The sequence below is a fragment of the Methylosinus sp. is20ea genome, assembly GCF_059718135.1.
On the sequence record NZ_AP046088.1, the window covers coordinates 290035 to 312268 of the forward strand.

At 65.5% G+C, this 22234-nt stretch carries 20 protein-coding genes; 8 read left to right on the top strand and 12 right to left on the bottom strand.

What is annotated here, in order from left to right; genetic code table 11:
- Window positions 1-20 precede the first annotated feature (20 nt).
- The 3 genes from rdgB to AC6IY7_RS01455 all read right to left on the bottom strand — a co-directional run bounded on the left by rdgB (window position 21) and on the right by AC6IY7_RS01455 (window position 2172).
- On the bottom strand, window positions 21-647 hold the full coding sequence (gene rdgB / locus AC6IY7_RS01445; RefSeq protein WP_497781207.1) for an RdgB/HAM1 family non-canonical purine NTP pyrophosphatase: 627 nt from the start codon (window positions 645-647) through the stop codon (window positions 21-23).
- Window positions 644-1357, bottom strand: a complete 714-nt coding sequence (gene rph, locus AC6IY7_RS01450) for a ribonuclease PH (protein ID WP_497781208.1) — start codon at window positions 1355-1357, stop codon at window positions 644-646. Before rph ends, rdgB begins: the two co-directional genes overlap by 4 nt.
- A gap of 95 nt (window positions 1358-1452) precedes the next feature.
- The gene (locus tag AC6IY7_RS01455; RefSeq protein WP_497781209.1) at window positions 1453-2172 is read right to left on the bottom strand and encodes a superoxide dismutase; all 720 of its coding nucleotides are present in this window, start codon (window positions 2170-2172) and stop codon (window positions 1453-1455) included.
- A 217-nt stretch (window positions 2173-2389) separates the two neighbouring features.
- Here AC6IY7_RS01455 and AC6IY7_RS01460 point away from each other — a divergent pair, with 217 nt between their 5' ends.
- The 3 genes from AC6IY7_RS01460 (at window position 2390) to AC6IY7_RS01470 (ending at window position 8088) form a co-directional block, all read left to right on the top strand.
- A complete protein-coding gene (locus AC6IY7_RS01460) occupies window positions 2390-3472 on the top strand; it encodes a DUF2332 domain-containing protein (RefSeq protein WP_497781210.1) in 1083 nt (360 codons plus the stop codon).
- A gap of 231 nt (window positions 3473-3703) precedes the next feature.
- The gene (locus AC6IY7_RS01465; protein WP_497781211.1) at window positions 3704-5770 is read left to right on the top strand and encodes an elongation factor G; all 2067 of its coding nucleotides are present in this window, start codon (window positions 3704-3706) and stop codon (window positions 5768-5770) included.
- Window positions 5771-5961: 191 nt separating this feature from the next.
- A complete protein-coding gene (locus AC6IY7_RS01470) occupies window positions 5962-8088 on the top strand; it encodes a PAS domain S-box protein (protein ID WP_497781212.1) in 2127 nt (708 codons plus the stop codon).
- Window positions 8089-8261: 173 nt separating this feature from the next.
- Here AC6IY7_RS01470 and phbB read toward each other — a convergent pair whose 3' ends face one another.
- The 3 genes from phbB to AC6IY7_RS01485 all read right to left on the bottom strand — a co-directional run bounded on the left by phbB (window position 8262) and on the right by AC6IY7_RS01485 (window position 10880).
- Window positions 8262-8987, bottom strand: coding sequence for an acetoacetyl-CoA reductase (gene phbB, locus AC6IY7_RS01475; protein WP_497781213.1), 726 nt, complete (start codon window positions 8985-8987; stop codon window positions 8262-8264).
- A 72-nt stretch (window positions 8988-9059) separates the two neighbouring features.
- Window positions 9060-10235, bottom strand: coding sequence for an acetyl-CoA C-acetyltransferase (locus AC6IY7_RS01480; protein WP_497781214.1), 1176 nt, complete (start codon window positions 10233-10235; stop codon window positions 9060-9062).
- Between the two features lie 111 nt (window positions 10236-10346).
- The gene (locus tag AC6IY7_RS01485; RefSeq protein WP_497781215.1) at window positions 10347-10880 is read right to left on the bottom strand and encodes a TetR/AcrR family transcriptional regulator; all 534 of its coding nucleotides are present in this window, start codon (window positions 10878-10880) and stop codon (window positions 10347-10349) included.
- Window positions 10881-11051: 171 nt separating this feature from the next.
- Here AC6IY7_RS01485 and AC6IY7_RS01490 point away from each other — a divergent pair, with 171 nt between their 5' ends.
- The 5 genes from AC6IY7_RS01490 (at window position 11052) to AC6IY7_RS01510 (ending at window position 16816) form a co-directional block, all read left to right on the top strand.
- On the top strand, window positions 11052-11525 hold the full coding sequence (locus AC6IY7_RS01490) for a copper uptake system-associated protein (RefSeq protein ID WP_497781216.1): 474 nt from the start codon (window positions 11052-11054) through the stop codon (window positions 11523-11525).
- A complete protein-coding gene (locus tag AC6IY7_RS01495) occupies window positions 11522-11656 on the top strand; it encodes a hypothetical protein (protein ID WP_497781217.1) in 135 nt (44 codons plus the stop codon). Before AC6IY7_RS01490 ends, AC6IY7_RS01495 begins: the two co-directional genes overlap by 4 nt.
- A gap of 48 nt (window positions 11657-11704) precedes the next feature.
- Window positions 11705-12589, top strand: coding sequence for a hypothetical protein (locus AC6IY7_RS01500; protein WP_497781218.1), 885 nt, complete (start codon window positions 11705-11707; stop codon window positions 12587-12589).
- A 74-nt stretch (window positions 12590-12663) separates the two neighbouring features.
- Complete coding sequence (locus AC6IY7_RS01505) at window positions 12664-14949, top strand: TonB-dependent receptor family protein (RefSeq protein WP_497781219.1); 2286 nt, start codon at window positions 12664-12666, stop codon at window positions 14947-14949.
- A 112-nt stretch (window positions 14950-15061) separates the two neighbouring features.
- The gene (locus tag AC6IY7_RS01510; RefSeq protein WP_497781220.1) at window positions 15062-16816 is read left to right on the top strand and encodes a SulP family inorganic anion transporter; all 1755 of its coding nucleotides are present in this window, start codon (window positions 15062-15064) and stop codon (window positions 16814-16816) included.
- On the opposite strand, the gene AC6IY7_RS01515 is transcribed toward AC6IY7_RS01510, so the two are convergent.
- The 6 genes from AC6IY7_RS01515 to sdhA all read right to left on the bottom strand — a co-directional run bounded on the left by AC6IY7_RS01515 (window position 16791) and on the right by sdhA (window position 22209).
- Entirely contained in the window at window positions 16791-17825 is a 1035-nt protein-coding gene (locus tag AC6IY7_RS01515) for an aspartate-semialdehyde dehydrogenase (RefSeq protein WP_497781221.1), read from the bottom strand. The two genes, AC6IY7_RS01510 and AC6IY7_RS01515, sit on opposite strands and share 26 nt — an antisense overlap.
- 158 nt (window positions 17826-17983) lie before the next feature.
- Entirely contained in the window at window positions 17984-18343 is a 360-nt protein-coding gene (locus AC6IY7_RS01520) for a hypothetical protein (RefSeq protein ID WP_497781222.1), read from the bottom strand.
- A 136-nt stretch (window positions 18344-18479) separates the two neighbouring features.
- Window positions 18480-19262, bottom strand: a complete 783-nt coding sequence (locus AC6IY7_RS01525; RefSeq protein ID WP_497781223.1) for a succinate dehydrogenase iron-sulfur subunit — start codon at window positions 19260-19262, stop codon at window positions 18480-18482.
- Between the two features lie 9 nt (window positions 19263-19271).
- Window positions 19272-20129 (bottom strand): type II toxin-antitoxin system VapC family toxin, encoded by an 858-nt coding sequence (locus AC6IY7_RS01530; RefSeq protein ID WP_497781224.1) that lies wholly within the window; start codon window positions 20127-20129, stop codon window positions 19272-19274.
- Window positions 20126-20329, bottom strand: a complete 204-nt coding sequence (locus tag AC6IY7_RS01535) for a FitA-like ribbon-helix-helix domain-containing protein (protein WP_497781225.1) — start codon at window positions 20327-20329, stop codon at window positions 20126-20128. Before AC6IY7_RS01535 ends, AC6IY7_RS01530 begins: the two co-directional genes overlap by 4 nt.
- 50 nt (window positions 20330-20379) lie before the next feature.
- Window positions 20380-22209: a succinate dehydrogenase flavoprotein subunit gene (gene sdhA / locus AC6IY7_RS01540; protein WP_497781226.1), complete on the bottom strand. Its 1830-nt coding sequence runs from the start codon at window positions 22207-22209 to the stop codon at window positions 20380-20382.
- Window positions 22210-22234 lie beyond the last annotated feature (25 nt).

Consider the following 22234-nt stretch of genomic DNA (forward strand, 5'->3'; position numbering starts at 1 on the left):
GTCTTCGCGCCGGATGCCGCTTACGCGAGGCACGCCCGCGCCAGCGCCTGAAAGGCGCGAGCGCGATGCGACAACGCGCGCGAGCCGTCGTCCGGCATCGCGTGCTTTTCCGCCGACATCATCTCGCCGAATGTGCGATCCAGCCCATCGGGGAGAAAGATCGGATCATAGCCGAAGCCCTTCTCGCCGCGCGGCGGAAACACCAGCACGCCGTCGACGCGGCCCTCGAACTCTTCCGTATGTCCGTCCGGCCAGACGATCGCCAGAGCGCAAATGAAATGCGCCGTGAACGGCCCCGTCGCGCCGCGCTCTCGCAGCTCGCGCTCGACGCGGCGGATCGCCGCGGAAAAGTCGCGGTTCTCGCCGCCCCAGCGCGCCGAATAGACGCCCGGCGCGCCGTCCAGCGCATCGACGCAGAGACCCGAATCGTCGGCGAAGGCCGGCAGGCCCGTCGCCGCGCAAGAGGCGCGCGCCTTCAAAAGCGCATTACCGGCGAAGGTCGTCTCCGTCTCCTCCGGCTCCGTCACGCCGAGATCGCCGGCCGAGACGGCGGCGACGCCATGCGGCTCCAGGAGCTGGCGCAGCTCCCAGAGCTTGCCGGGATTATGCGTCGCGATGACGAGACGCCCCTCGATCCTGCGCGTCACGCCAGCGCCGCCTTCTGCAATTGCACGAGCCTGTCGACGCCCGAGCGCGCGAGCGCCAGCATGGCGCCGAGATTATCCTCGGAAAAGACGGCGACTTCCGCCGTCGCCTGCACCTCGACGAGGCCGCCCGAGCCGGTGATGACGAAATTGGCGTCGGTCTCGGCGGTCGAATCCTCAGTGTAGTCGAGATCGATGACCGCATCGCCATTGCACATGCCGCAGGACACGGCGGCGACATGGTCGCGCAACGGATTGTCCTTGATGATGGAGCGTGAGCGCATCCATTGGAAGCAATCATGCAGCGCCAGCCAGGCGCCGGAGATCGCCGCCGTGCGCGTGCCGCCATCGGCCTGGATCACGTCGCAATCGACGACCACCTGACGCTCGCCGAGCGCCGGCAGATTGGTGACGGCGCGCAGCGAGCGGCCGATGAGGCGCTGAATTTCCTGCGTGCGGCCAGACGGCTTGCCGGAGCTCGACTCGCGGCGCGTGCGCGTGTGCGTGGCGCGCGGCAGCATGGCGTATTCGGCCGTCACCCATCCGCGCCCCTGCCCACGCAGCCACGGCGGCGGCTTGTCCTCGAGCGTCGCGGCGCACAACACATGCGTATTGCCGAATTTGACGAGGCACGAGCCCTCGGCGTAGCGGGCGACGCCCCGTTCGAAGCTGACGGGACGCATTTCGTCTGGCGCGCGTTTGCTCGGCCGCATGAAGGCTCCTTGTTCGAGAGGGAGCCTTAGTAACGCGGTTCGGCCGCGAGTGGAAGCCGGGCCGGCGGACGCGCCTGCGGGCGCCGGCCCGCCGGTCAGGCTCTGCTGTATTTCTCGTAGAGACGATCGGCGTTCGACCAGCCGGCCGCCGCCATGATGATCTTGATGTAATCTCCCGCTTTCGCGCCGAAATCCATCTGATAGGCGTGCTCGAACATGTCGAGCACGAAAATCGGATCGCCGCCGGCCAGACACTGCGTATGGTCGTTCGCCCAGCTGTTGACCAGCCGTCCGCCATGCTTGTCGTACGCGAGAACGACCCAGCCCGAGCCGCCGCCGAGCGCTTTTCCCATGCCGACGAATTCGGCGCGCCAGCGGTCGAAGGAGCCGAAATCGCGGTCGAGCGCCGCGGCGAGCGCCGCGCCCGGCTTGCCGGAGGCGCCGAGCCCGTCGAAATAGACCTCGTGCAGGATCATGGAATTGGCGGCGATCAGCTCTTCGCGCTTCAGTCCGTTGATCTGAAATCCGGGGGCTTTGTCGAAATCGAGGCCGGAGAGCTGGTCGACGATCGCGTTCAGTCGCTTCACCGCGCCGATGTAATTATTCTCGTAATGCGAGACGAGGATCTTCTCCGACATTCCTTCGACGCGCTGGGGATCGAAGGCCATCGGTTTCGGCTTGTGGACGATCGCGGCGCTTTTCGCTGCGGCGGCTTTCTCCTGCGCGCGCTCCTCCGCCCGCGCAGCGCCGGCGACCAATGCGGCGCTCGTCGCGGCGGCGCCCAGAAATTGTCTGCGATGAAAATCACGCGTCATTCTCGACCTCCTCGAGCGGCCGACGATCGCTCGCCTTCCGCGCCGGAGCGCTCTGCGCCCCGAATGAAATACGAGACCGGATTCCGACCCGAATCCGGTCTAAGTAAAGCTATCGCAGAATAGACTGCAGCGGCGACGAATTTATTGCCGTCGAATTTTCGCAAGGCCGAACATCGATGCGGCCGTATTCGAAGAATGCGAGAGGAGGCCGAGAGCGATGACGCGTTCCACCCCGCACCTGCCCGACGAGATCTCCGAGGCGCTCGCTTTTCAGGCGAAGGCCTGCCGCGACCTCGCCTCGCCCTTCACCGCCGCCGTCTGCGCGGCTCTCGCGCAGAGCCTCGACGAGAACAGCGCCTTCGGTCGACGGATTTCGTCCTGGGGCGCGCGCGCCAAGGCGGATGCGCTGGCGCTGCGCGCGGCCGGCGCTCTGCATTTTCTCGCGCGATCGGGCGAAGCGCCCGGGCTCGCCGCCGCCTATCCGCCCCATGCGTTCGACGCAGCGACGCTCGCGAGCGAGATCGAACGCGCGATCGAAACGCATGACGATTTTCTCGCGGGCTTTCTCGATCGTCCGCCGCAGACCAATGAGGCGGGGCGCTCCAGCGTCATTCTCGGCGGCGCGCTGATCGTCGCAGCAGCGACGGGCCTGCCTTTGGAGACATTCGAGATCGGCGCCAGCGCCGGCCTCAATCTCTATTTCGATCGCTACGCTTATGATCTTCGCATCGGCGCTTTCGGCGATCCTTCGGCCGCCCTTCGCCTCTCCTGCGACTGGCGCGGCGCGCCGCCCGCGCTCGACGCCGCATTGCGGATCATCTCTCGCGCCGGCTGCGACGTCGATCCGCTCGATCCGGGCGAAGCCGAGCATCGCGCGCGCCTGCTCGCCTATGTCTGGCCCGATCAGATGGAGCGTCTCGCCCGCATGGAGAAGGCGCTCGCTTTCGCCGCCGCGCGGCCCGAGCGCGTCGAGCGCGCCGACGCAGGCGATTGGCTCGCGGCGCGTCTTTCGGCGCCGCCGGCGGCAGGCGTCGCGCGCTTCGTCTATCACACGGTCGTCTGGCAATATCTGCCGCTCGCGACGAAGCAGAGCGCCATGGCGGCGCTCGAGGCCGCGGGCGCCGCAGCGACGCGCGAGACGCCGCTCGCCCGGCTGCAGATGGAGGCGGATGGCGACACGCGCTCCGCCGCGCTCACGCTGACGCTCTGGCCCGGCGGCGAGAGCTTTGCGCTGGGCCGCGCGGATTTTCATGGGCGCTGGATCGACTGGAGCGGCGTCCTCCCGCAACGCCCCGCCTAGAGCCTACCCGATCCGAGTGGATCGGGTAGGCTCTAGGCTTTCTCTCTCTGGAGCGCATTCTGATCGATCGAACGAGACCGTTCGATCGGAACGCGCTCTCGCTCGCGCTCGGCGCGCTATGCGGCGCCGCAGCGCTTTTCGCCGCTTGCGCGCCGACCCATGTGGTGGGAGCATCATCCTCGACGGAGCCGACAGGTTTCCACTCGCCGGCGCCGGGAACGGGAGCAGGACATGAGTGAAACGAGAACGTCCGGCGCGGCGCGAGCCGAAGGCGCGCGACTGATCGCGCTTGTCGGCCCCTTTCAGAGCGGCAAGACGAGCCTGTTCGAAACTCTCCTCGCGCGCTGCGGCGCCGTGCAGCGGCAAGGCTTTGTGCGCGACGGCACCAGCGTCGGCGACGCCTCGCCGGAAGCGCGCGCCCATGCGATGAGCGTCGAATGCAACATCGGCCGAGCCGATTATCTCGGCGACCGTTACACATTCGTCGATTGTCCCGGCTCCGTCGAATTCGCGCATGAGCAGCGCCGCGTCCTCTCCGTCGCCGACGCCGCGATCGTCGTCGCCGACTCCGATCCGCGCAAGCTGCCGGCGCTGCAGCTCGCGCTGCGCGCGGTGGAGGAGGCGCGCGTTCCGCATTTTCTGTTCCTGAACAAGATCGACGCCGCTGCGGGAAATCTGCGAGACTCGCTCGCGCTGCTGCAGACGGCCTCGCGCACGCCGCTGTTGTTGCGGCAGATCCCGCTCTGGAACAATGGCATTGCGGTCGGCTTCATCGATCTCGCGCTGGAGCGCGCCTATGTCTATCGCGAGCATGCGCCCTCGGAGGTCGTCGACATGCCCGCCGGCGAAGCGCCCTCTGAGAAAGAGGCGCGCTACTCCATGCTGGAGCGGCTCGCCGATTACGACGATGCGCTGATGGAGGAGCTGCTCACCGATATAGAGCCGCCGCGCGACCAGATTTTCGACGATCTCGCCAAGGAGCTGCGCTTCGGCCATGTCGCGCCGGTCTTCATCGGCGCGGCGGAGCGCGGCGCCGGCGTGACGCGGCTGCTCAAGGCGCTGCGCCACGAGGCGCCGAGCGTCGCCGCGACACGGGCCCGGCTCGGAATCGCCGAGACCGGGCCCGCCCTCGCGCATGTGTTCCGCTCGATCCATACGCTGCACGGCGGCAAGCTCTCGCTCGCGCGCGTGCTGCGCGGCTCCTTCGCCGACGGACAGTCGGTCATGGGCTCCTCCGGCGCCGAAGAGAAAATCAGCGGCGTGTCGTCGCTGCTCGGCGCCACGACGATGCGGCAGGCGAAAGCGGAAGCGGGCGAGACCGTCGCTTTCGGCCGGCTCGACGGCGTCGCCGCCGGCGACGCGCTGCAGGACGCGCGCGCCAGCGCGCCCGACGCCCCGGCGGCGATCGCGGCGCCGCGCCCGGTCTATGCGCTGGCGCTCTCGGTCGGCGACCGCAAGGACGAGATGCGTCTCGCCGCCGCTCTGGCCAAGCTCATCGACGAAGACCCCTCGCTCGTCTTCGTCCATGATCAGGCGCTCGGCGAGATGAAGCTGCTCGGCCAGGGCGAGATGCATATTCGCGTCGCTTTGGAACGCCTCGCCACGCGCTATGGGGTGACTGTCTCCACTCACGCTCCCGCTATCGGCTATAAGGAGACGATCCGCCATCCGGTCACCGTGCGCGGGCGCCACAAGAAACAGTCGGGCGGCCATGGCCAATTCGGCGATGTGGTGCTCGAGATCGCGCCACGCCAGCGCGGCGAAGGCTTCGCTTTCGCCGAGCGCGTCCACGGCGGGACTGTGCCAAAACAATACTTCTCCTCGGTCGAATCCGGCTGCCGGGACGCGCTGGCGCGCGGGCCGCTCGGCTTTCCGGTCGTCGATGTGGAGGCCGTCCTCGTCGACGGCTCCTATCACAGCGTCGATTCCTCCGACATGGCGTTCCGCACGGCGGCGCGCATCGGCATGGCCGAGGCGCTGGGCAAGGCCGAGCCCGTGCTGCTCGAGCCTATGCTCGCCGTGTCGATTTTCGCGCCCAGCGAGGCGGTTTCCCGCGCCACCGGCATAGTTTCCGCCCGGCGCGGGCAGATTTTGGGCTTCGGGCCGCGCCCGGATTGGGACGGCTGGGACGAGCTCGACGCGCTCATTCCCGAGGCCGAGATCGGCGATCTCATCGTCGAGCTGCGCTCGGCCACCTCGGGCGCCGGATTTTTCGCGGCGTCCTTCGATCATCTCACGGAGATGGTCGGCCGCCAGGCGCATGAGGTCGTCGCCGCGCGCAGCGCCGCCGGCCACTGAGGACGGCGCCGCTCCGCTTCGTTTCGGGACGAGCTTTCCTGGCGCGGTTCTTGATCCGGCACAGGTGACGACGAAGCATTGTCCCATTTTGGCAATGTTCGCATTTGGTCCTATCCGATTGGCGGATCGAAGGCGAGCGGGCTCGCGCCCTGCAGACCGGAGACGGCGGCGGTCCATACTGGAATGAATAAATGCAGGCTGAGACCGCGACGGAATTCGTGACTCATCGGTCGCGGAGCGAGCGGCTGTCGCGTCCTTCCGGCATAGAAGGCGCGGGAGAATTGCCGTGGGGCACGCATTTCTGCCAGTTCTTTGACGATGTCGATGATCTTCTCGACATTGTCGCTCCCTATTTCGCGGCGGGACTCGGCGCCAATGAGCGCTGCCTGTGGATCGTTTCACCGCCTTTGACGGTGGCCGCTGCGAAGGCGCGTCTGTCCTCGCTGGTTCTCGATCTCGAGGCCGATCTCGCTGGCGGCCGTATCGATATCGTGACCAGCGACGATTGGTATCTTCGTACCGGAAAAGTGGATAGCGACCGACTGGTCGAGGATTTGCGCGCGGCCCATGACGCCGCTCTGCGCGATGGTTTCGACGGGTTGAGAGCCTGCGGCAACGCCTTCGACTTCGACGCCTCGGACTGGCCGCTCTTCATGGCCTATGAGAACGGGCTCGGAGCCATGCACGGCTCCCGCCGCATGTTGACGCTCTGCTCCTATTCACTGCGGCTGATCGGCGCCGCCGAGATCGTCGAGGTGATCGCCCGCCATGAATTCGCGCTGATCCGCCGCGGCGGCCGCTGGGAGACGATCAAGAGCCTCGGCTATGAACGCGCGCGCAAGGCGCTGCGGCAGAGCGAGGAGTATTTCCGTCTGCTCGCCGAGGGCGCGCCGGCCTCGGCGGTGTTCTCGTTGGACCCGCAGGGACGCATCGTCGCCTGGAGCGAGGCGGCCGAGCGCGTCACCGGCTGGCGCCAAGACGAGATTCTCAACCGCCGTCTGTCGGTCCTCCATCCCACCGACACGCGAGACGAAGCGCTGCCCGGCGTCGTCGCGGAGCGCGGCGTCATCAAGCGCCAGGACGCGCGCCGACGCCGGGACGGCTCGATCTTCCCCGCCGAGGAACGGATCGCCGCGCTCCGCGACGACGCCGACAATCTCTACGGCTACGCCGTCATGATCAGCGATCTCAGCGAGAAGTCACGCGCCGAGCAGGAGCGCCGGGCCGGCGAGGCGCGCCTGCGCGCGATCGTCGAAGGCGCGGTCGACGCAATCGTCATCATCGACGAAAAGGGCGTCATTCAGGCCCTGAATTCCGCGGCGACGCGGATCTTCGGCCACGCAGCGGCGGAGGCGATCGGGCTGCCGATCGACCTTTTGTTCCCGGAGCCGCTCCGCGACGCGCGTTTCGAGCGGCTCCGCGCCGACGAGACGGCGACCGCCGAATGCGATCCCGAACGCCTCGGCCGCCGCAAGGACGGCTCGGTCTTTCCTCTGGAGCTCTCCATCAGCGAAGCCGCCGAGGACGGGGATCGGCTGTTCGTGCTGTTCCTGCGCGATCTCACCGACCGTCGACGGGCGGAGGCGCAGATGCGCAAGCTGCGCGCCGACCGTCTCGATCTGATGGCGCAGATGGCGGCGAGCGTCGCCCATGAGATCAATCAGCCGCTTTCGGCCATCGCCACCTATCTCAGCGCTGCGCGCCGCGTGCTGCGCCGCGGCGCGCCAGGGCCGACGGACATAGAGGCGATCCTCGACAGCGCCGTCGGGCAGGTGACGCGCGCGGCGCAGATCATCAGCCATTTGCGTGGCTTCGTCACCCGCGCCGAGCCCGACAAGACGTTGCAGCGGCTGCACGACGTCATCAAGGACGCTTGCGCCTTCACCGATATGGCGCGCAGCAATGTCAAGGTCACGACGACGCTCGATCTCCAAGCGGCGGACGATTGTGTGATCGTCGACCGCATTCAGATCCGTCAGGTGCTGGTCAATCTGAAGCGCAACGCCATAGAGGCGATGCAAGGCGCCGAAAAACGCGAGCTCGTCATCTCGACCCGTCTCGTCGAGGGCGGCATGATCCGCACCGACATCGTCGACACAGGCGCAGGTCTGTCGGAAGATGTCGTGAATGTGCTGTTCGAGCCCTTCATCACGACCAAGACGCATGGACTCGGCGTCGGCCTGCCGGTCTCTCGCGCGATCGTGGAGGCCCACTACGGGCAATTGTGGGCGGAGCAGAATCCCGGCGGCGGCGCCAGGCTGAGCTTCACTCTGCCGCTCGCCGACGACCGGCTCGAGGAGCCGGCCGACGGAGAGTGAGACGGCCTCTCCAGCGTTTCCCGCCGAAGTGGACACCGGTTCGGCGTTGGAAACGCGTCAAAACAAAAGCCTAGAGTCTTTCCGTATTTCAATGAAATATGGAAAGACGCTAGGCCGTTTTTTTTTAAAGCGAACTCCGACCGCTCGAACGAGCTCGTTCGAGCGGAGAGCGCTCAGGTCAGATACTGGCCGCCATTGATCGTCAGCGTCGAGCCGGTGATGAAGCCGGCGTCGTCCGAGGCGAGGAACACCACGGCGCGCGCGATCTCCTCCGGCTCGCCGAGGCGGCCGACCGCAATATACGGGATGATGTGCTTGTCGAGCACGTCCTGCGGCACGGCCTTCACCATCTCCGTGGCGATATAGCCGGGCGCGATGGCGTTGACGGTGACGCCCTTGGAGGCGCTCTCCTGCGCCAGCGCCTTGACGAAGCCGATGTCGCCGGCCTTGGAGGCGGAGTAGTTCGTCTGGCCGGCCTGGCCCTTCTGGCCGTTGATCGACGAGATGACGATGATGCGGCCGAAACCGCGGTCACGCATGCCGTTGATGACCGGACGGGTGACGTTGAACAGCGAGTTGAGGTTGGTGTCGATCACCGCGCGCCATTGCGCCAGCTCCATCTTGTGGAACAGGCGATCCTTGGTGATGCCGGCGTTGTTGACGAGAATCTCGACCCCGCCGAGATCTTTCTCGATCTGCGCGATGGCGGCGGCGCTGGCGTCATAGTCCGACACGTCGAACTTATAGACCGGAATGCCGGTCTCCGCCTTGAACTTGTTCGCCGCCTCGTCATTGCCGGCGTAGGTCGCGGCGACATTATAGCCGGCGGCCTTCAACGCCTTGGAAATCGCCTCGCCGATGCCGCGCGTGCCGCCCGTCACAACCGCTGTTCTGCCCACCTCGTCCTCCTTCATCGAATTTTCGAAGAATTGGACCGCGAGCCTGTGAGGCTCGCAGTCCAATTTATATATTTAGCGCTCGATCGTCAGAGCGATGCCCATGCCGCCGCCGATGCAGAGCGTGGCGAGGCCGCGCTTGCCGCCGCGACGGCCGAGCTCGTAGAGCAGCGTCGTCAGCACGCGCGCGCCCGAGGCGCCGATCGGATGGCCGATGGCGATGGCGCCGCCATTGACGTTGACGATCGCGGGATCCCAGCCGAGGTCCTTGTTCACGGCCAGAGCCTGCGCCGCAAAGGCCTCATTGGCCTCGATGAGATCGAGGTCGGAGATTTTCCAGCCGGCCTTCTCCAGCGCCTTGCGCGACGCCGGGATCGGGCCGGAGCCCATGATCGTCGGATCGACGCCGGCGGTCGCCCAGGAGGCGATGCGGGCGAGCGGCGTGAGGCCGCGCTTGGCCGCTTCCGCCGCCGTCATGATGACGAGCGCCGCCGCGCCGTCATTGAGGCCGGAAGCGTTGGCCGCCGTCACCGTGCCCTCCTTGATGAAGGCCGGCTTCAGCTTGGCGACGCTCTCGAGCGTCACGCCATGCTTGATGTATTCGTCCTGATCGACGATCACATCGCCCTTGCGGGTGGAGACGGTGAAGGGAACGATCTCGTCCTTGAACTTGCCGGCCTTCTGCGCCGCCTCGGCCTTGTTCTGCGAGGCGACGGCGAAAGCGTCTTGCTCGGCGCGGCTGATCTGCCACTTGGCCGCGACATTCTCCGCCGTGATGCCCATGTGATAATTATTGAAGGCGTCGGTGAGGCCGTCGACGATCATCGTGTCGACGAACTTCACATCGCCCATCTTGGTGCCGGCGCGCATGTGAGCCGAGTGCTGCGACAGCGACATGGACTCCTGGCCGCCGGCGACGATGATGCTCGCGTCGCCCGCCTGAATCTGCTGAGCGGCGAGCGCCACGGCGCGCAGGCCGGAGCCGCACACCTGATTGACGCCGAAAGCGGTCTTGTCCTGCGGCACGCCCGCCTTGATGGCGGCCTGACGCGCGGGATTCTGTCCCTGCGCCGCGCCGAGGACCTGACCCAGGATCACCTCGTCGACGTCGGCGGCCTCCAATTTGGCGCGCTCGATAGCGGCCTTGACAGCGACCGCGCCCAATTCATGGGCGGGCGTCGAGCCGAAAGCTCCGTTGAACGATCCCACAGCAGTGCGCGCCGCGGAAACGATCACGATCTCCGTCGTCATATCGTTCTCCTGATTGGTCGGGCTGGCGCCGGCGGACGCCGCTCGCGCACGTTGAGCATTTTGAGTCGCGGCTCGTCAAGCGCCGGACGCGGGCATCGTTGACGCAGCGCGTCAATTCTTCGGGCGGCGGAGGCCGAATTCTGCGGCGAGCCGCTCCAATTCGGCCGTCTCGATCTCGGCGAGGCCGGGCTCGAGCAGCGCCCGCAGGCCGAGGCCGCGCAGCCGATCGACGAAGCCGGCCGCCGCAGGGTCGTCCGCCTCTCGCCCGAAATAGGCGGCGACGCGGCGCGTCAACCCCTGCGCATGGGCGGCGAGGATTGGCCGCAGCTCCTCCTCCTCGCTCGCCCCCAGAACAATGGCGAGAAAGAAGCGCATCCGCCCGCGGCCGAGCATCAGGTTCCGCAGCGTGTCGAGCAAATCCTCCTCATCGGCGCCGGCCGGCTCGCGCTCGGCGCGATCATGGGAAGCCTGCAGCAGAGCGACGAAGAGATCCGCCTTGCGCGGGAAATAATAAGTGAGATGCGACTGCCGCACGCCCGCGGCCTTGGCGACGCGCGGCTGGGTCAGCGCCTCGACGCCGTCCTGTTCGACGATATCGAGCGCGGCGTTCAATATCCGCTGTCTGACGCTGATTTCGGCCGTCACTTCATGTCTTTCCGAGCGCGACACGGCTCCCTACCAAAAACCTGCTCGCTTGGGCAATGCGCCCCCGCGCCCGAGCCATCTTTCGCATGGGCTCGACCTTTCGTCGCGCGCTTGCCAAATCGCTATTGGTAACTTACCAATACCTTCTGACGATCGGAATGGGGGAGCGAGATGAGATTTTTTTCGCGGAGCGGATCGAGCGCGGCGCTCTTTTTTCTTCTCCTCGGCGCCGGCGCCGCCGTCGCGGGAGGCGGCGAGGATGAAACGGCGGTGAAGCATCTCCTCATGCGGGCCTTCGACCGTCCCGACTCGCCGCTCGCCGTCGAGCCGATCGTCGTCGACGACGACATCGCCATCGCCGATTGGGCGCAGGGTGAGCAGGGCGGCCGGGCGCTGCTGCGCCGCAAGGACGGCAAATGGGAGATTTCGCTCTGCGCCGGCGACGCGCTGAAGCAGAGCGCCGCGCTCGAAAAGCTCGGCCTCGCGCGGCCCCGCGCCGAGGCGCTGGCCGCTTCGCTGGCGACGGCGGAGCGCCGGCTCTCCCCTGCCCTGCTCGAGCGCATGTCGCGCTTCGACGGCGTGGTCGCCGTGGACAGCGCCGGCGGCCATACGCCGCTCGACCCGCATCATCGCCCGATTCCATGACCCCGCTCAGCCGACGCGCGCTGCTCGCCGGAACGAGCCTTCTCGCCGCCGCGCCCGCTCTCGCCGGCGCCGCGACGCAATTCGGCGTTCTCTCCGTCGAGCGAGCGGCGCCGGCGAGCCTCTTCTGCTGATCCCAGGCCTCGCCTGCGGCGCTTGGGCGCGGCTTTCTCGCCGCGCGCATGAACGATTCGCGGCGAGCCGAGGGTTTCGCCGAACGCGCGACGCGCAGCGATCCCGCCGCTTATGTCGTCGAGATGTTGTCGGCCGATCTACGTCCCGAGCTCGCGCGGCTCGATGCGCCTTTGCTCGCTCTGGCGGCGACCGAGTCCTATCTCTCGGGCCGCGCCGAAGAAGAGATATCGGCCTTTTACGCCAACCTGCTCGCCAAAGCGCCGAAAGCCTCCGTCCTGCTCTTGCGCGAGGCCCGCCATTTCGTCGCCGTCGATCGGCAGGATGTCGTCGCCGCGGCGATCGAATCCTTCGCCGCCGGGCCTGCGCCTCGGACGCGCCTGACTGTGTCCTCGAGGTCACAACCCTCGGAAATCTCCGTAACGAGCAGCCGCAGGCGGCCGCTTCGGCTTGCCTCGCGATTATTGGTCAGTTACCAAGACAGCGAAAGTGGAACCGAGCGACGGTTCGCGCGGCGCGAGAGGCGAATGAACCAGGCGAAACGGGTGATCGAAGCAAGCCGAGGAGCGGCGCGCCGCTCGCACGCGCTCGCCACGATCCTCGCCGTTCTTCCGTTGCTGCTGCAATTGCTGTTCACGGCAGCGCCTTTCGCCCTCGCGACGAGCGCGCGAGCCGAAATCGCGCTCGCCGCGCCCGATTGCGCGACGCAGGACCATCGCCAAGCGCCCGACGGCGAAGGCGCGCATTCGCATTGCTGCCTGCTCTGCGAATGGAGCCTGCGCGACGGCGTCGCCGTCATCGGCTCCTTCATCGTCACAGCTCTCGACGCCGACGCGCAGGCGACGCCGATCCGCGCGACCGCAGATCGCCCGCGACATGCGTCGATCGGCTGGACGACATCCTGGTCGTCACGCGCGCCGCCACGCTTCTCCTGACAGCAACGCCATGCGGCGAAAGCCGCGTTCCGACTTCGCTTCGAACAGCGCGACGCCGTCTCAGGAGACATTCCATGTATCGCAGCCTTCTTTCGCGCGGCGTCGCCGCCGGCGCGCTTCTTCTCGCCGATCCCGCAGCCTTCGCGCAATCGGCGCTGCCGCCGATCGACATCGGCGCCGACACGCGCTCCGCCAATGCGGCGCCGCAGACGGGCTCGCTCACCGCTCCCTCGGTCGCGGAGCAAAAGCGCCGCATCGAGCAGACTGTCGGCTCGGTCGCCTTCGTCGACGCCGCCTCGCCGGAACTGCAGACGCGCCATATCGCCGATCTGCGCGACGCGCTGAAGGACGTGCCCGGCGTCTTCGTCGACACGCGCTATGGGCAAGAGCTGCGCCTCTCCATGCGCGGCTCCAATCTCACGCGCGATTACCATCTGCGCGGCTTCGAGCTGCTGCAGGACGGCATACCGATGAACTACGCCGACGGCGGCGGCGACTTCTACGAGATCGACCCCAAATATTTCCGCTCGATCGAAGTCTATAAGGGCGGCAATGCGCTCGCCTTCGGTTCCTCGACGTTAGGCGGAGCGATCAATTTCGTCTCGCCCACGGCGCATACCGCGCTCGCGCCCAATATTCTCGCCATAGACGGCGGCAGCTTCGGCTCCATCCGCGGCCAGGCGCAAGTCTCACGCGTCATCGGCGACTTCGATTTCCTCGTCAACGGAACCTTCTCGCATTCGGACGGGTTCCGCACCCATTCGCAATCCGACTATGTGCAGATCAACGGCAATCTCGGCTATCGCTTCTCCAATAATATCGAGACGCGCTTCTACTTCGGCGTCTATGACACAAATCAGCAATTGCCCGGCACGCTGACGCTCGATAATGCGCGCAGCAATCCGATGCTCGCGACGCTGCCCTATATCGCCGGCTTCGGCGCGGATGGCTTCGGCGCCGATCAGGCGCGCAATGTCCGCAACCAGCGCATCTCCAACAAGACGACATTCGAAACGGGCATAGGCCGCATCGACGTCGACAGCTGGTTCATCCACAATTACCTCTATCATCCGATCTTCGTCGTCATCGAGCAGGAAGGCGAGAGCTGGGGCGTCGCGCCCAAGCTGACGACGAAATTCGAGATCGCCGGCCATAAAAACGAGCTGACCGTCGGCGGGCGCGTGTGGGGCGGCGGCTCCACCGACAATTGGTATTCCAATTACAATGGCGCGAAGTTCAATCCCTATGGCGCGATACCGGCCAATTTCGCCAATGCGGCCTTCTCCTTTCCGCCCTATTCCTTCAACGGCCTCGCGCAATTCGGCGCCGCGGGCTCCTGCTTCGGCTTCTGCGGAACCTTCATCAATCCGGGGCTGAGCGCGCAGATCCGCAACAATCGCATGGCGGCGCTCAATCTCGAGGCCTATTTCGAGGATCGCTTCTATATCGCGCCACAGCTCGCTCTGATGTTCGGCGCGAAAATCTTCAGCGACGATCGGCGCTATTCGGCGCTGGGCGGAATTCCCTATGAGCCGCTCGCCAACCACAGGGAGCAGAATTATCGCGGGATCGATCCCAAAGTCGGCCTGATGTTCCAGCCGACGCCGGACATTCAATTCTTCGCCGATATGACCGGCAGCCGCGACGTTCCCGATTTCATCGATCTGACACAGGGCTTCTTCCCGCCGACGCCCGGCGCCTCCTTCACGCCGCTCGCTTCGCAAAAGGCCTGGACCGGCGAGATCGGCTCGCGCGGCAAATGGGACCGCTTCGCCTGGGACGTGACCTATTATCACACCGAGCTTCAGGACGAGCTGTTGAAGTTCAACACCGACCCCGGCGCGGGCGTTCCGGCAACGACCTTCAACGCCAAGCGCACCATGCATCAGGGCGTCGAATTCGCCGGCAGCGTCGATCTTTGGCGCGACATCACGGCGCCGGGCGCGGGCGATCTCTTGAAGCTCACGCAAGTGTGGGCCTGGAGCGACTTCCGCTTCGTGAATGATGCGAACTACGGGAATAATCCGCTCGCTGGAATTCCGCGCCATGTGCTGCGCACGACGCTCGCCTATAGCCGGCCGGACGGGCTCTATCTCGCGCCGTCGATCGACTGGGTTCCGGAAGGCTCCTATGTCGATTACATGCACACGCTGCAGACTCCGGGCTATGTGCTGATCGGCATGCAGGCCGGCATGAAGCTGCCGTACGGACTGATCTTCTATGTCGACGCGCGCAATCTCGCCGATCGGCGTTACATCAGCGATGTGACGACGGTGATCGACGCGCGGGCGTCGAATCCGGCGGCCTTCTATCCGGGCTATGGCCGCGCGGTCTATGCCGGCATGAAATGGGCGTTTTGAACATCATTGCCGCGAAGCGATCCGTCGGGATCGCTTCGTCGCGACGCTCACGCTCTTCCATTTTGAACGCCGCGCCCTAGATGAGAAGCAGCCCGATTTGGGATCGCTCCTCATGCCGCAGCAACGCTCCTGGCCGATCTTCGCGTCCCTGCCTCAGGCTTTCTGGCGCTATGACCTCGCGGCCGGGCTGACGCTGGCCGCCATCGCCATACCGGAGCAAATGGCCACGGCGCGGCTCGCCGGCTTTCCGCCGCAGATCGGCTTCTTCGCCTTTCTTTCAGGCTCGCTCGCTTTCGCCGCCTTCGGCTCCAACCGTTTCCTCTCCTCGGGCGCGGATTCGACCATCGCGCCGATCTTCGCCGGCGCTCTCGCTTTGCTGGCGACGCGCGGCTCGCCGCAATTCATGGCGCTCGCCTCCTTCCTCGCTCTGCTCGTCGGCGGCATTCTGATTCTCGGCTTTCTGCTGCGCGCCGGCTGGATCGCCGATCTCCTCTCGGTTCCGGTGACGACCGGCTTTCTCGCCGGCATTTCCATTCACATTCTGATCTCGCAGCTTCCCGCGCTGCTCGGCCTGCCGAGCGTCGAGGGCAGCGAATTCTATCGCGTCGACGAAATGGCGAAGCATTGGCGCGACGCCAATCCCGTCACCTTCGCCATCGGCGTCGCTTCGCTCGCGACCATCGTCATCGGCGAGAAGATCAGCCCCAAGCTGCCGGCAGCGCTGGTCGCGCTCGCCGGCTCCGCTCTCGCCGTGCGCTATTTCGATCTCGAGGCGCGCGGCGTCGCCGTGCTCGGCGCCGTCTCGACGGAATTTCCGCATCCGCGCTTCCCCGAGATCGCGCTCGCCGACGTTCCCCATATCGTCAGCCTCGCCATCATCATCGCGGTCGTGATCATGGTGCAGACGGCGGCGACCTCGCGCTCCTTTCCCAATGAGGAAGGGCGCGCGCCCGATGTCGATCGCGACTATCTCGGCGTCGGCGCCGGCTGTGTGCTGGCCGGCCTCGTCGGCGCCTTCGCCGTCGACGCCTCGCCGCCGCGCACGGCCATCGTCACCTCGACCGGAGGACGCTCGCAGCTCTCCTCCATTTTCGCGGCGCTGGTCATTGTGGCGTTGCTGCGATTCGGCGCCTCGCTGCTCGAGCATGTGCCCAACGCCGCGCTCGCCGGCGTGCTGCTGTTCATCGCCACGCGCATTTTCCGCCTGCATGTGATGCGCGATATTTATTCGAAGACGCGCGGCGAGTTCGCGCTGGTCGCGCTGACCATGGCCGCCGTCGTGGCGCTGCCGGTGCAGACCGGCGTGTCGCTCTCAATATTGGCGTCGCTGCTGCATGGCGTATGGACGACGACGCGCTCGCGCCTCATCACTTTCGCGCGCGCGCCGGGAAGCTCGATCTGGTGGCCCTGCTCGACCGTCGGGGACGAGCCTTGCGGCGAGAGGCTGGCGGGCGTGCTGGTCGCCGCCTTTCAGGCGCCGCTGTCTTTCCTCAACGCCTATGGTTTCCAGCGCGATCTGCGCGAGGCGATCGAGACGGGCGACGAGAAGCCGAAGCTCGTCGTGCTCGAAGCGAGCAATATCGTCGAGATCGATTACACGGCGGCGCGCATATTGAACAATGCGATCCTGGATTGCCGCGCGGCGGGCGCGGATTTCGCGATCGCGCGGCTCGAATCCGTGCGCGCGCATCAGGCGCTCGCGCGCTATGGCGTGACCAAGACGCTCGGCGAAGGGCGGCTCTTTCGCAGCGTCGACGAGGCGACGCGAGCGCTCGCGCCGAACGCCGTCGCGCTGAAGATAGACGCCGCCGCCCCGCTCGTCCCGCGCAAGAGCCGCGCGTTCACGCCGCCTTCTTCTTCGGCGTGATGAGCTTGCGATTGGCCAGCACTTCGGCGATCTGCACCGCATTCAGCGCCGCGCCCTTGCGCAGATTGTCGGAGACGCACCACAGAACCAGGCCGTTCTCCACGGTCGGATCGTCGCGAATGCGCGAGACAAAGGTCGCATCCTCGCCGGCCGCCTCATGCGGCGTGATGTAGCCGCCGGGCTCGTGCTTGTCGATGACGAGCACGCCCGGCGCCTCGCGCAGAATATCGCGCGCCTCGTCCGGCGAGAGCGGATTCTCGAACTCGATGTTGATCGCCTCGCTATGGCCGATGAACACCGGCACGCGCACGCAGGTCGCGACGAGCTTGATCTTGGGGTCCAGAATCTTCTTCGTCTCCACCACCATCTTCCACTCTTCCTTGGTGAAGCCGTCCTCCATGAAGACGTCGATCTGCGGAATGAGGTTGAAGGCGATGCGCTTGGGGAATTTCTTCGATTCCATCGGATCGGAGACGAAAACGGAGCGCGTCTGCGAGAACAGCTCGTCCATGCCCTCCTTGCCGGCGCCCGAGACCGATTGATAGGTCGAGACGACGACGCGCTTGATCTTGGCGGCGTCATGCAAGGGCTTCAGCGCCACGACGAGCTGCGCGGTCGAGCAATTGGGATTGGCGATGATGTTCTTCTTGCGGAAACCGGCCGCCGCATCGGCGTTGACCTCCGGCACGACGAGCGGAACATCCGGGTCCATGCGCCAGGCGGAGCTGTTATCGATGACGATGCAGCCCTGCGCGCCGATGCGCGGCGCCCATTCGCGCGCGACGTCGCCGCCGGCCGACATCAGGCAGATGTCCGTGTCGGAGAAGTCGTACGTGTCGAGATGGCGGCATTTGAGAATCTTGTCGCCGAAGGACACTTCCGTCCCGATGGAGCGCGACGAGGCGAGGGCGACGACTTCCGAGACCGGAAAGCGGCGCTCCGCCAGAATGTCGAGCATTTCGCGACCCACATTGCCCGTGGCGCCCGCGACGGCGACCTTGTAACCCATGGATTGAACTCCTTTTTCGCCCGCTTATGCCGACGGGCGCGCCTTTTGTCGAGCCGGGAGAATCGAACGCGCGAAGCAATCCCGCGGGCCGAAGGCGGCCCGGAGACGGCTTCGCTTCTACTTTGTGAACGAGCCCGGCTCTGCGCCGGGGCTCGACCTCAGAAGGGCATTCCGACCGCCATATTGCCGTTATTGCCCATGCTCACCGGCGCGCGGCCGCCGAAACGCGGCGTCTCGTCGTCCTTCTTTTCCTTCTTGGGCGGAGACTTGCCCGGGGACCAGCCCTCGAGCTCGCCGAATTGGCGGTTCTCGGCCTTGGCCGGCGGCTTGCCGGGCGCTGCAGCCGGGCCGGCCGCGGCCTGCTGCTGTTTGTTTTTCTTCGGTTTCGCCTTGGCGGTTCCGGCGGCGGACAGGTCCAGCCGGCTCGGGTCGAGCGTATCCTCCGCTCCCGCGGTGAGCGGAAGCGCGGATGAAAAGGCGAAAACAGCGGCGACCAGAAGAAGCGGGCGCAATCGCATGGCGGCTACTCCTCGAGCATCGGGCTCCAAAATGCCCCCACGCCGGAAAAAAGACAAGTTCCGGCGAATCTGCGGCGAAGATTGTGAGACAAACCCGGCGCCATTGCGGCGCCGGCCCCGATTCTCTCGCCTGTCGTCACTCGCCCGTCGTTTGTGCGATCGCCAGATTTTTGAGCTCGGCGATGGCCGTGCCCGGCAGCAGGCTCTTCGGACAGGCGTTGGAGCAGTTCAGGATCGTATGGCAGCGATAGAGGCGGAAAGCGTCGTCGACATAGGCGACGCGCTCGGTCGTCGCCTCGTCGCGGCTGTCCACCACCCAGCGATAGGCCTGCAGCAGCGCCGCCGGGCCCAGAAACCGATCCGAATTCCACCAATAGCTCGGGCAGGAGGTGGAGCAGCAGGCGCAGAGAATGCATTCATAGAGCCCATCCAGCTTGCGGCGATCATCCGGCGCCTGCAGCCATTCCTTCTGAGGCTCCGGCGTCACCGTCTGCAGCCAGGGCTCGATCGCCGCGTGCTGGGCGTAGAAATCGGTGAGGTCCGGGACGAGGTCCTTCACCACCGGCATATGCGGCAGCGGATAGAGCTTTATCGCCCCCTCGATCTCATCCATGCCCTTGGTGCAGGCGAGCGTGTTGAGCCCGTCTATGTTCATGGCGCAGGAGCCGCAAATGCCCTCGCGGCAGGAGCGGCGGAAAGTCAGCGTCGGATCGATATTGTTCTTGATCCAGATGATCGCGTCGAGAACCATGGGCCCGCAATCGTCGAGATCGACGAAATAAGTGTCTATACGCGGATTGGACGCCTCATCCGGATCGAAGCGATAGATGCGAAACTCCTTGAGCCTCGCGCTCTCGGGCTTCGGCCAGACCTTGCCCTCGACAGGGCGGGAGGATTTGGGAAGGACGAATTCGACCATGATCGATCCTCAAGCTCCGTTGCGGCCTGCAGACGACGCGTCTTGAAGATATGTCTTCAACTTTGTCAATCCGGCCGGGACATTCGACATTTGGGCCATGAAGTAGGCGCGATGCGCGCCAAACCCGCGAGCCGTCATATGACGCGCATTCTCATACAAGTTCACCCACTCGGTCGCCGAATGACCCCGGCCCAGCCATCCCGGAGCGACGATGACCGCCAACTGGTCGACGTCGAGCCGCTCGAGTTCGTTAGCGAGACGCCGATAGGCGGGAGAACTGAATATAGGTTTGACGGTCTCCGGGCTGATTATGCTCATCCGTGCAGCGCCGGACGGCCGCGCGGCATTGATCAATGCTTCGATTGTATCTGCAATTTTTTTCGATAGTCGTTCAATCGATTCGAACGCGTTCTGCTTCACCGAAGAAACGGAAATACGCGCCCCGATCTGTTTGAAATCCACTTCATCGAGAATCGCAACAGATTCGCCATATCCTCTTTCGACGCATTTGCGAATGAACCGCAGGTCGGACGACAAGAGAACGCCTCGTCCCAATGCACAGGCGAGATAAAAGCAATCATAGACCGTATGATCGAGTTCCAGAGAAAGCGCCATCGCGTCGTTGGCCAATTCACTCGATGGAACAAGGCGCGGAATCGCCACGGATACGCTTTCCAGTCCGATAGGCATCTGATCCTGAGAAATTTCTCTATTTTTCAGCTTTTTCCTGAGGACCTTGGCCACTTCCGGAAGTATCAGATCGGGAGCGATCCGCTCCCATTCCTGGTCGAGAACATCGAGCGCGCGCTCATGATGCGCCTCGCGGACAATCCATTTGACCGCAACGGAAGCATCGATGACGATCAACGGTCGCGATCCTCTCGGAGTAGCTCGACCGAGTCCGTTTGCTCGACGTCACGCGGCGTCATCGATGCGATCGATTCCATCAGCTGTCGAAGAGATTCCTTGGATTTTCGGCCGCGCAGCCCTTCCAAGAGCAGCTCCCGAGCAAAGCTTTCGCTCGAAACGCCTCGCGCGCGCGCGGCCGCGGCGACCTCGTCGAGCACGTCATCGTCGATCGCTAATTTACCCATGTCGCAGCTCCGTTAGGCGCCCCTCAATACACCCGCGCCTTCGGCTCTATATAAGCCACCTCATTGGACAGCGTGTAGCTGTGCACCGGGCGATAGTCGATCGCCACGCTCTTGGCCGCCTCGTCGATCGTCGAGAGCGTGTGCTTCATCCAATCGGCGTCGTCGCGGTTGGGGAAATCCTCGCGGGCGTGAGCGCCGCGGGATTCGGTGCGGTTCTTCGCCGAATCCATCGTCACCACCGCCTGCACGATGAGATTGTCATATTCCAGCGTCTCGACGAGATCGGAGTTCCAGATCAGCGAGCGGTCTGAAACCTTGACGTCGTCGCTCTTCTTCCACACCGCATGGATCGCCTGCGATCCTTCCTCCAGCACCTCGCCGGCGCGATAGACGGCGCAATGCGATTGCATCACGCGCTGCATCTCGAGCCGCAGATCGGCGGTCGCGAGCGCGCCGGAGGCGAAACGCCGCGCATCGAGACGCGACAGAGCGAGCTCGGCGGAATCGGCGGGCAGCTCCGGCTGCGCCTGGCCGGGCTTCACCAGCTCGGCGGCGCGCTGGCCCGCCGCACGGCCGAAGACGACGAGATCGACCAGCGAATTGGAGCCGAGGCGATTGGCGCCATGCACGGAGACGCAGGCCGCCTCGCCGATCGCCATCAGCCCCGGCACGACGACATCGGGATTGTCGCCGATGCGGCGCAGCGCCTCGCCGTGAAAATTCGTCGGTATGCCGCCCATGTTGTAATGCACGGTCGGCAGCACCGGAATGGGCTCGCGCGTCACATCGACGCCGGCGAAAATCTTCGCGCTCTCGGAAATGCCCGGCAGGCGCTCGTGCAAAATAGCCGGGTCGAGATGCTCGAGATGCAGATGAATATGATCCTTCAATTTGCCGACGCCGCGGCCTTCGCGAATCTCCACCGTCATCGCGCGCGAGACCATGTCGCGCGGCGCGAGATCCTTCACCGAAGGCGCATAGCGCTCCATGAAGCGCTCGCCCTCGCTATTGGTGAGATATCCGCCCTCGCCGCGCGCGCCCTCGGTGATGAGGCAGCCCGCGCCATAAATGCCGGTCGGATGGAATTGCACGAATTCCATATCCTGTAGCGGCAGGCCGGCGCGCAGCGCCATGCCGCCGCCGTCGCCCGTGCAAGTATGCGCCGATGTGGCGGAGAGATAAGTGCGGCCATAGCCGCCCGTCGCCAGCACTGTGAGCGCGGCGCGGAAACGATGGATCGTGCCATCGTCGAGCTTCAAGCAGATGACGCCGCGCACGGCGCCCTCCGCATCGACGATGAGATCGATGGCGAAATATTCGACGAAAAATTGCGTGTCGTGACGCAGCGCCTGCCCGTAGAGCGTATGCAGCATCGCATGGCCGGTGCGGTCGGCGGCGGCGCAAGTGCGCTGCGCCGGCGGGCCCTTGCCGTAATCGGTGGTCATGCCGCCGAAGGGCCGCTGATAGATGCGTCCGTCCTCGGTGCGCGAGAAGGGCACGCCCCAATGCTCGAGCTCATAGACAGCCTCGGGCGCGTTGCGGCAGAGATATTCGATCGCGTCCTGGTCTCCGAGCCAGTCGGAGCCCTTGACGGTGTCGTACATATGCCATTTCCAATCGTCCGGCCCCATATTGGCCAGCGCCGCGGCGACGCCGCCCTGCGCCGCGACCGTATGCGAACGCGTCGGAAACACTTTGGTGATGCAGGCGGCGGAGAGCCCCGCCTTGGCGCAGCCGACGACCGCGCGCAGTCCCGCGCCGCCCGCGCCGACGACGACGACGTCGAATGTATGATCGACGATCGGATAGGCCCTGCCCCCGATATTCACCGTCGTCTTGCCGTTCGCAGCCATTCCAAATCCTCGTCGAAAGAGCGCC

Bases quoted from the DNA above. Each gene is read 5' to 3' on its own strand.
- AC6IY7_RS01470 (WP_497781212.1), top strand. From the start codon at position 5,962: ATGCAGGCTGAGACCGCGACGGAATTCGTGACTCATCGGTCGCGGAGC.
- AC6IY7_RS01490 (WP_497781216.1), top strand. From the start codon at position 11,052: ATGAGATTTTTTTCGCGGAGCGGATCGAGCGCGGCGCTCTTTTTTCTT.
- AC6IY7_RS01480 (WP_497781214.1), bottom strand. From the start codon at position 10,235: ATGACGACGGAGATCGTGATCGTTTCCGCGGCGCGCACTGCTGTGGGA.
- AC6IY7_RS01515 (WP_497781221.1), bottom strand. From the start codon at position 17,825: ATGGGTTACAAGGTCGCCGTCGCGGGCGCCACGGGCAATGTGGGTCGC.
- AC6IY7_RS01510 (WP_497781220.1), top strand. From the start codon at position 15,062: ATGCCGCAGCAACGCTCCTGGCCGATCTTCGCGTCCCTGCCTCAGGCT.
- sdhA (WP_497781226.1), bottom strand. From the start codon at position 22,209: ATGGCTGCGAACGGCAAGACGACGGTGAATATCGGGGGCAGGGCCTAT.
- AC6IY7_RS01505 (WP_497781219.1), top strand. From the start codon at position 12,664: ATGTATCGCAGCCTTCTTTCGCGCGGCGTCGCCGCCGGCGCGCTTCTT.
- AC6IY7_RS01465 (WP_497781211.1), top strand. From the start codon at position 3,704: ATGAGTGAAACGAGAACGTCCGGCGCGGCGCGAGCCGAAGGCGCGCGA.
- AC6IY7_RS01500 (WP_497781218.1), top strand. From the start codon at position 11,705: ATGAACGATTCGCGGCGAGCCGAGGGTTTCGCCGAACGCGCGACGCGC.
- AC6IY7_RS01525 (WP_497781223.1), bottom strand. From the start codon at position 19,262: ATGGTCGAATTCGTCCTTCCCAAATCCTCCCGCCCTGTCGAGGGCAAG.
- AC6IY7_RS01520 (WP_497781222.1), bottom strand. From the start codon at position 18,343: ATGCGATTGCGCCCGCTTCTTCTGGTCGCCGCTGTTTTCGCCTTTTCA.
- AC6IY7_RS01460 (WP_497781210.1), top strand. From the start codon at position 2,390: ATGACGCGTTCCACCCCGCACCTGCCCGACGAGATCTCCGAGGCGCTC.
- rph (WP_497781208.1), bottom strand. From the start codon at position 1,357: ATGCGGCCGAGCAAACGCGCGCCAGACGAAATGCGTCCCGTCAGCTTC.
- AC6IY7_RS01455 (WP_497781209.1), bottom strand. From the start codon at position 2,172: ATGACGCGTGATTTTCATCGCAGACAATTTCTGGGCGCCGCCGCGACG.
- AC6IY7_RS01495 (WP_497781217.1), top strand. From the start codon at position 11,522: ATGACCCCGCTCAGCCGACGCGCGCTGCTCGCCGGAACGAGCCTTCTC.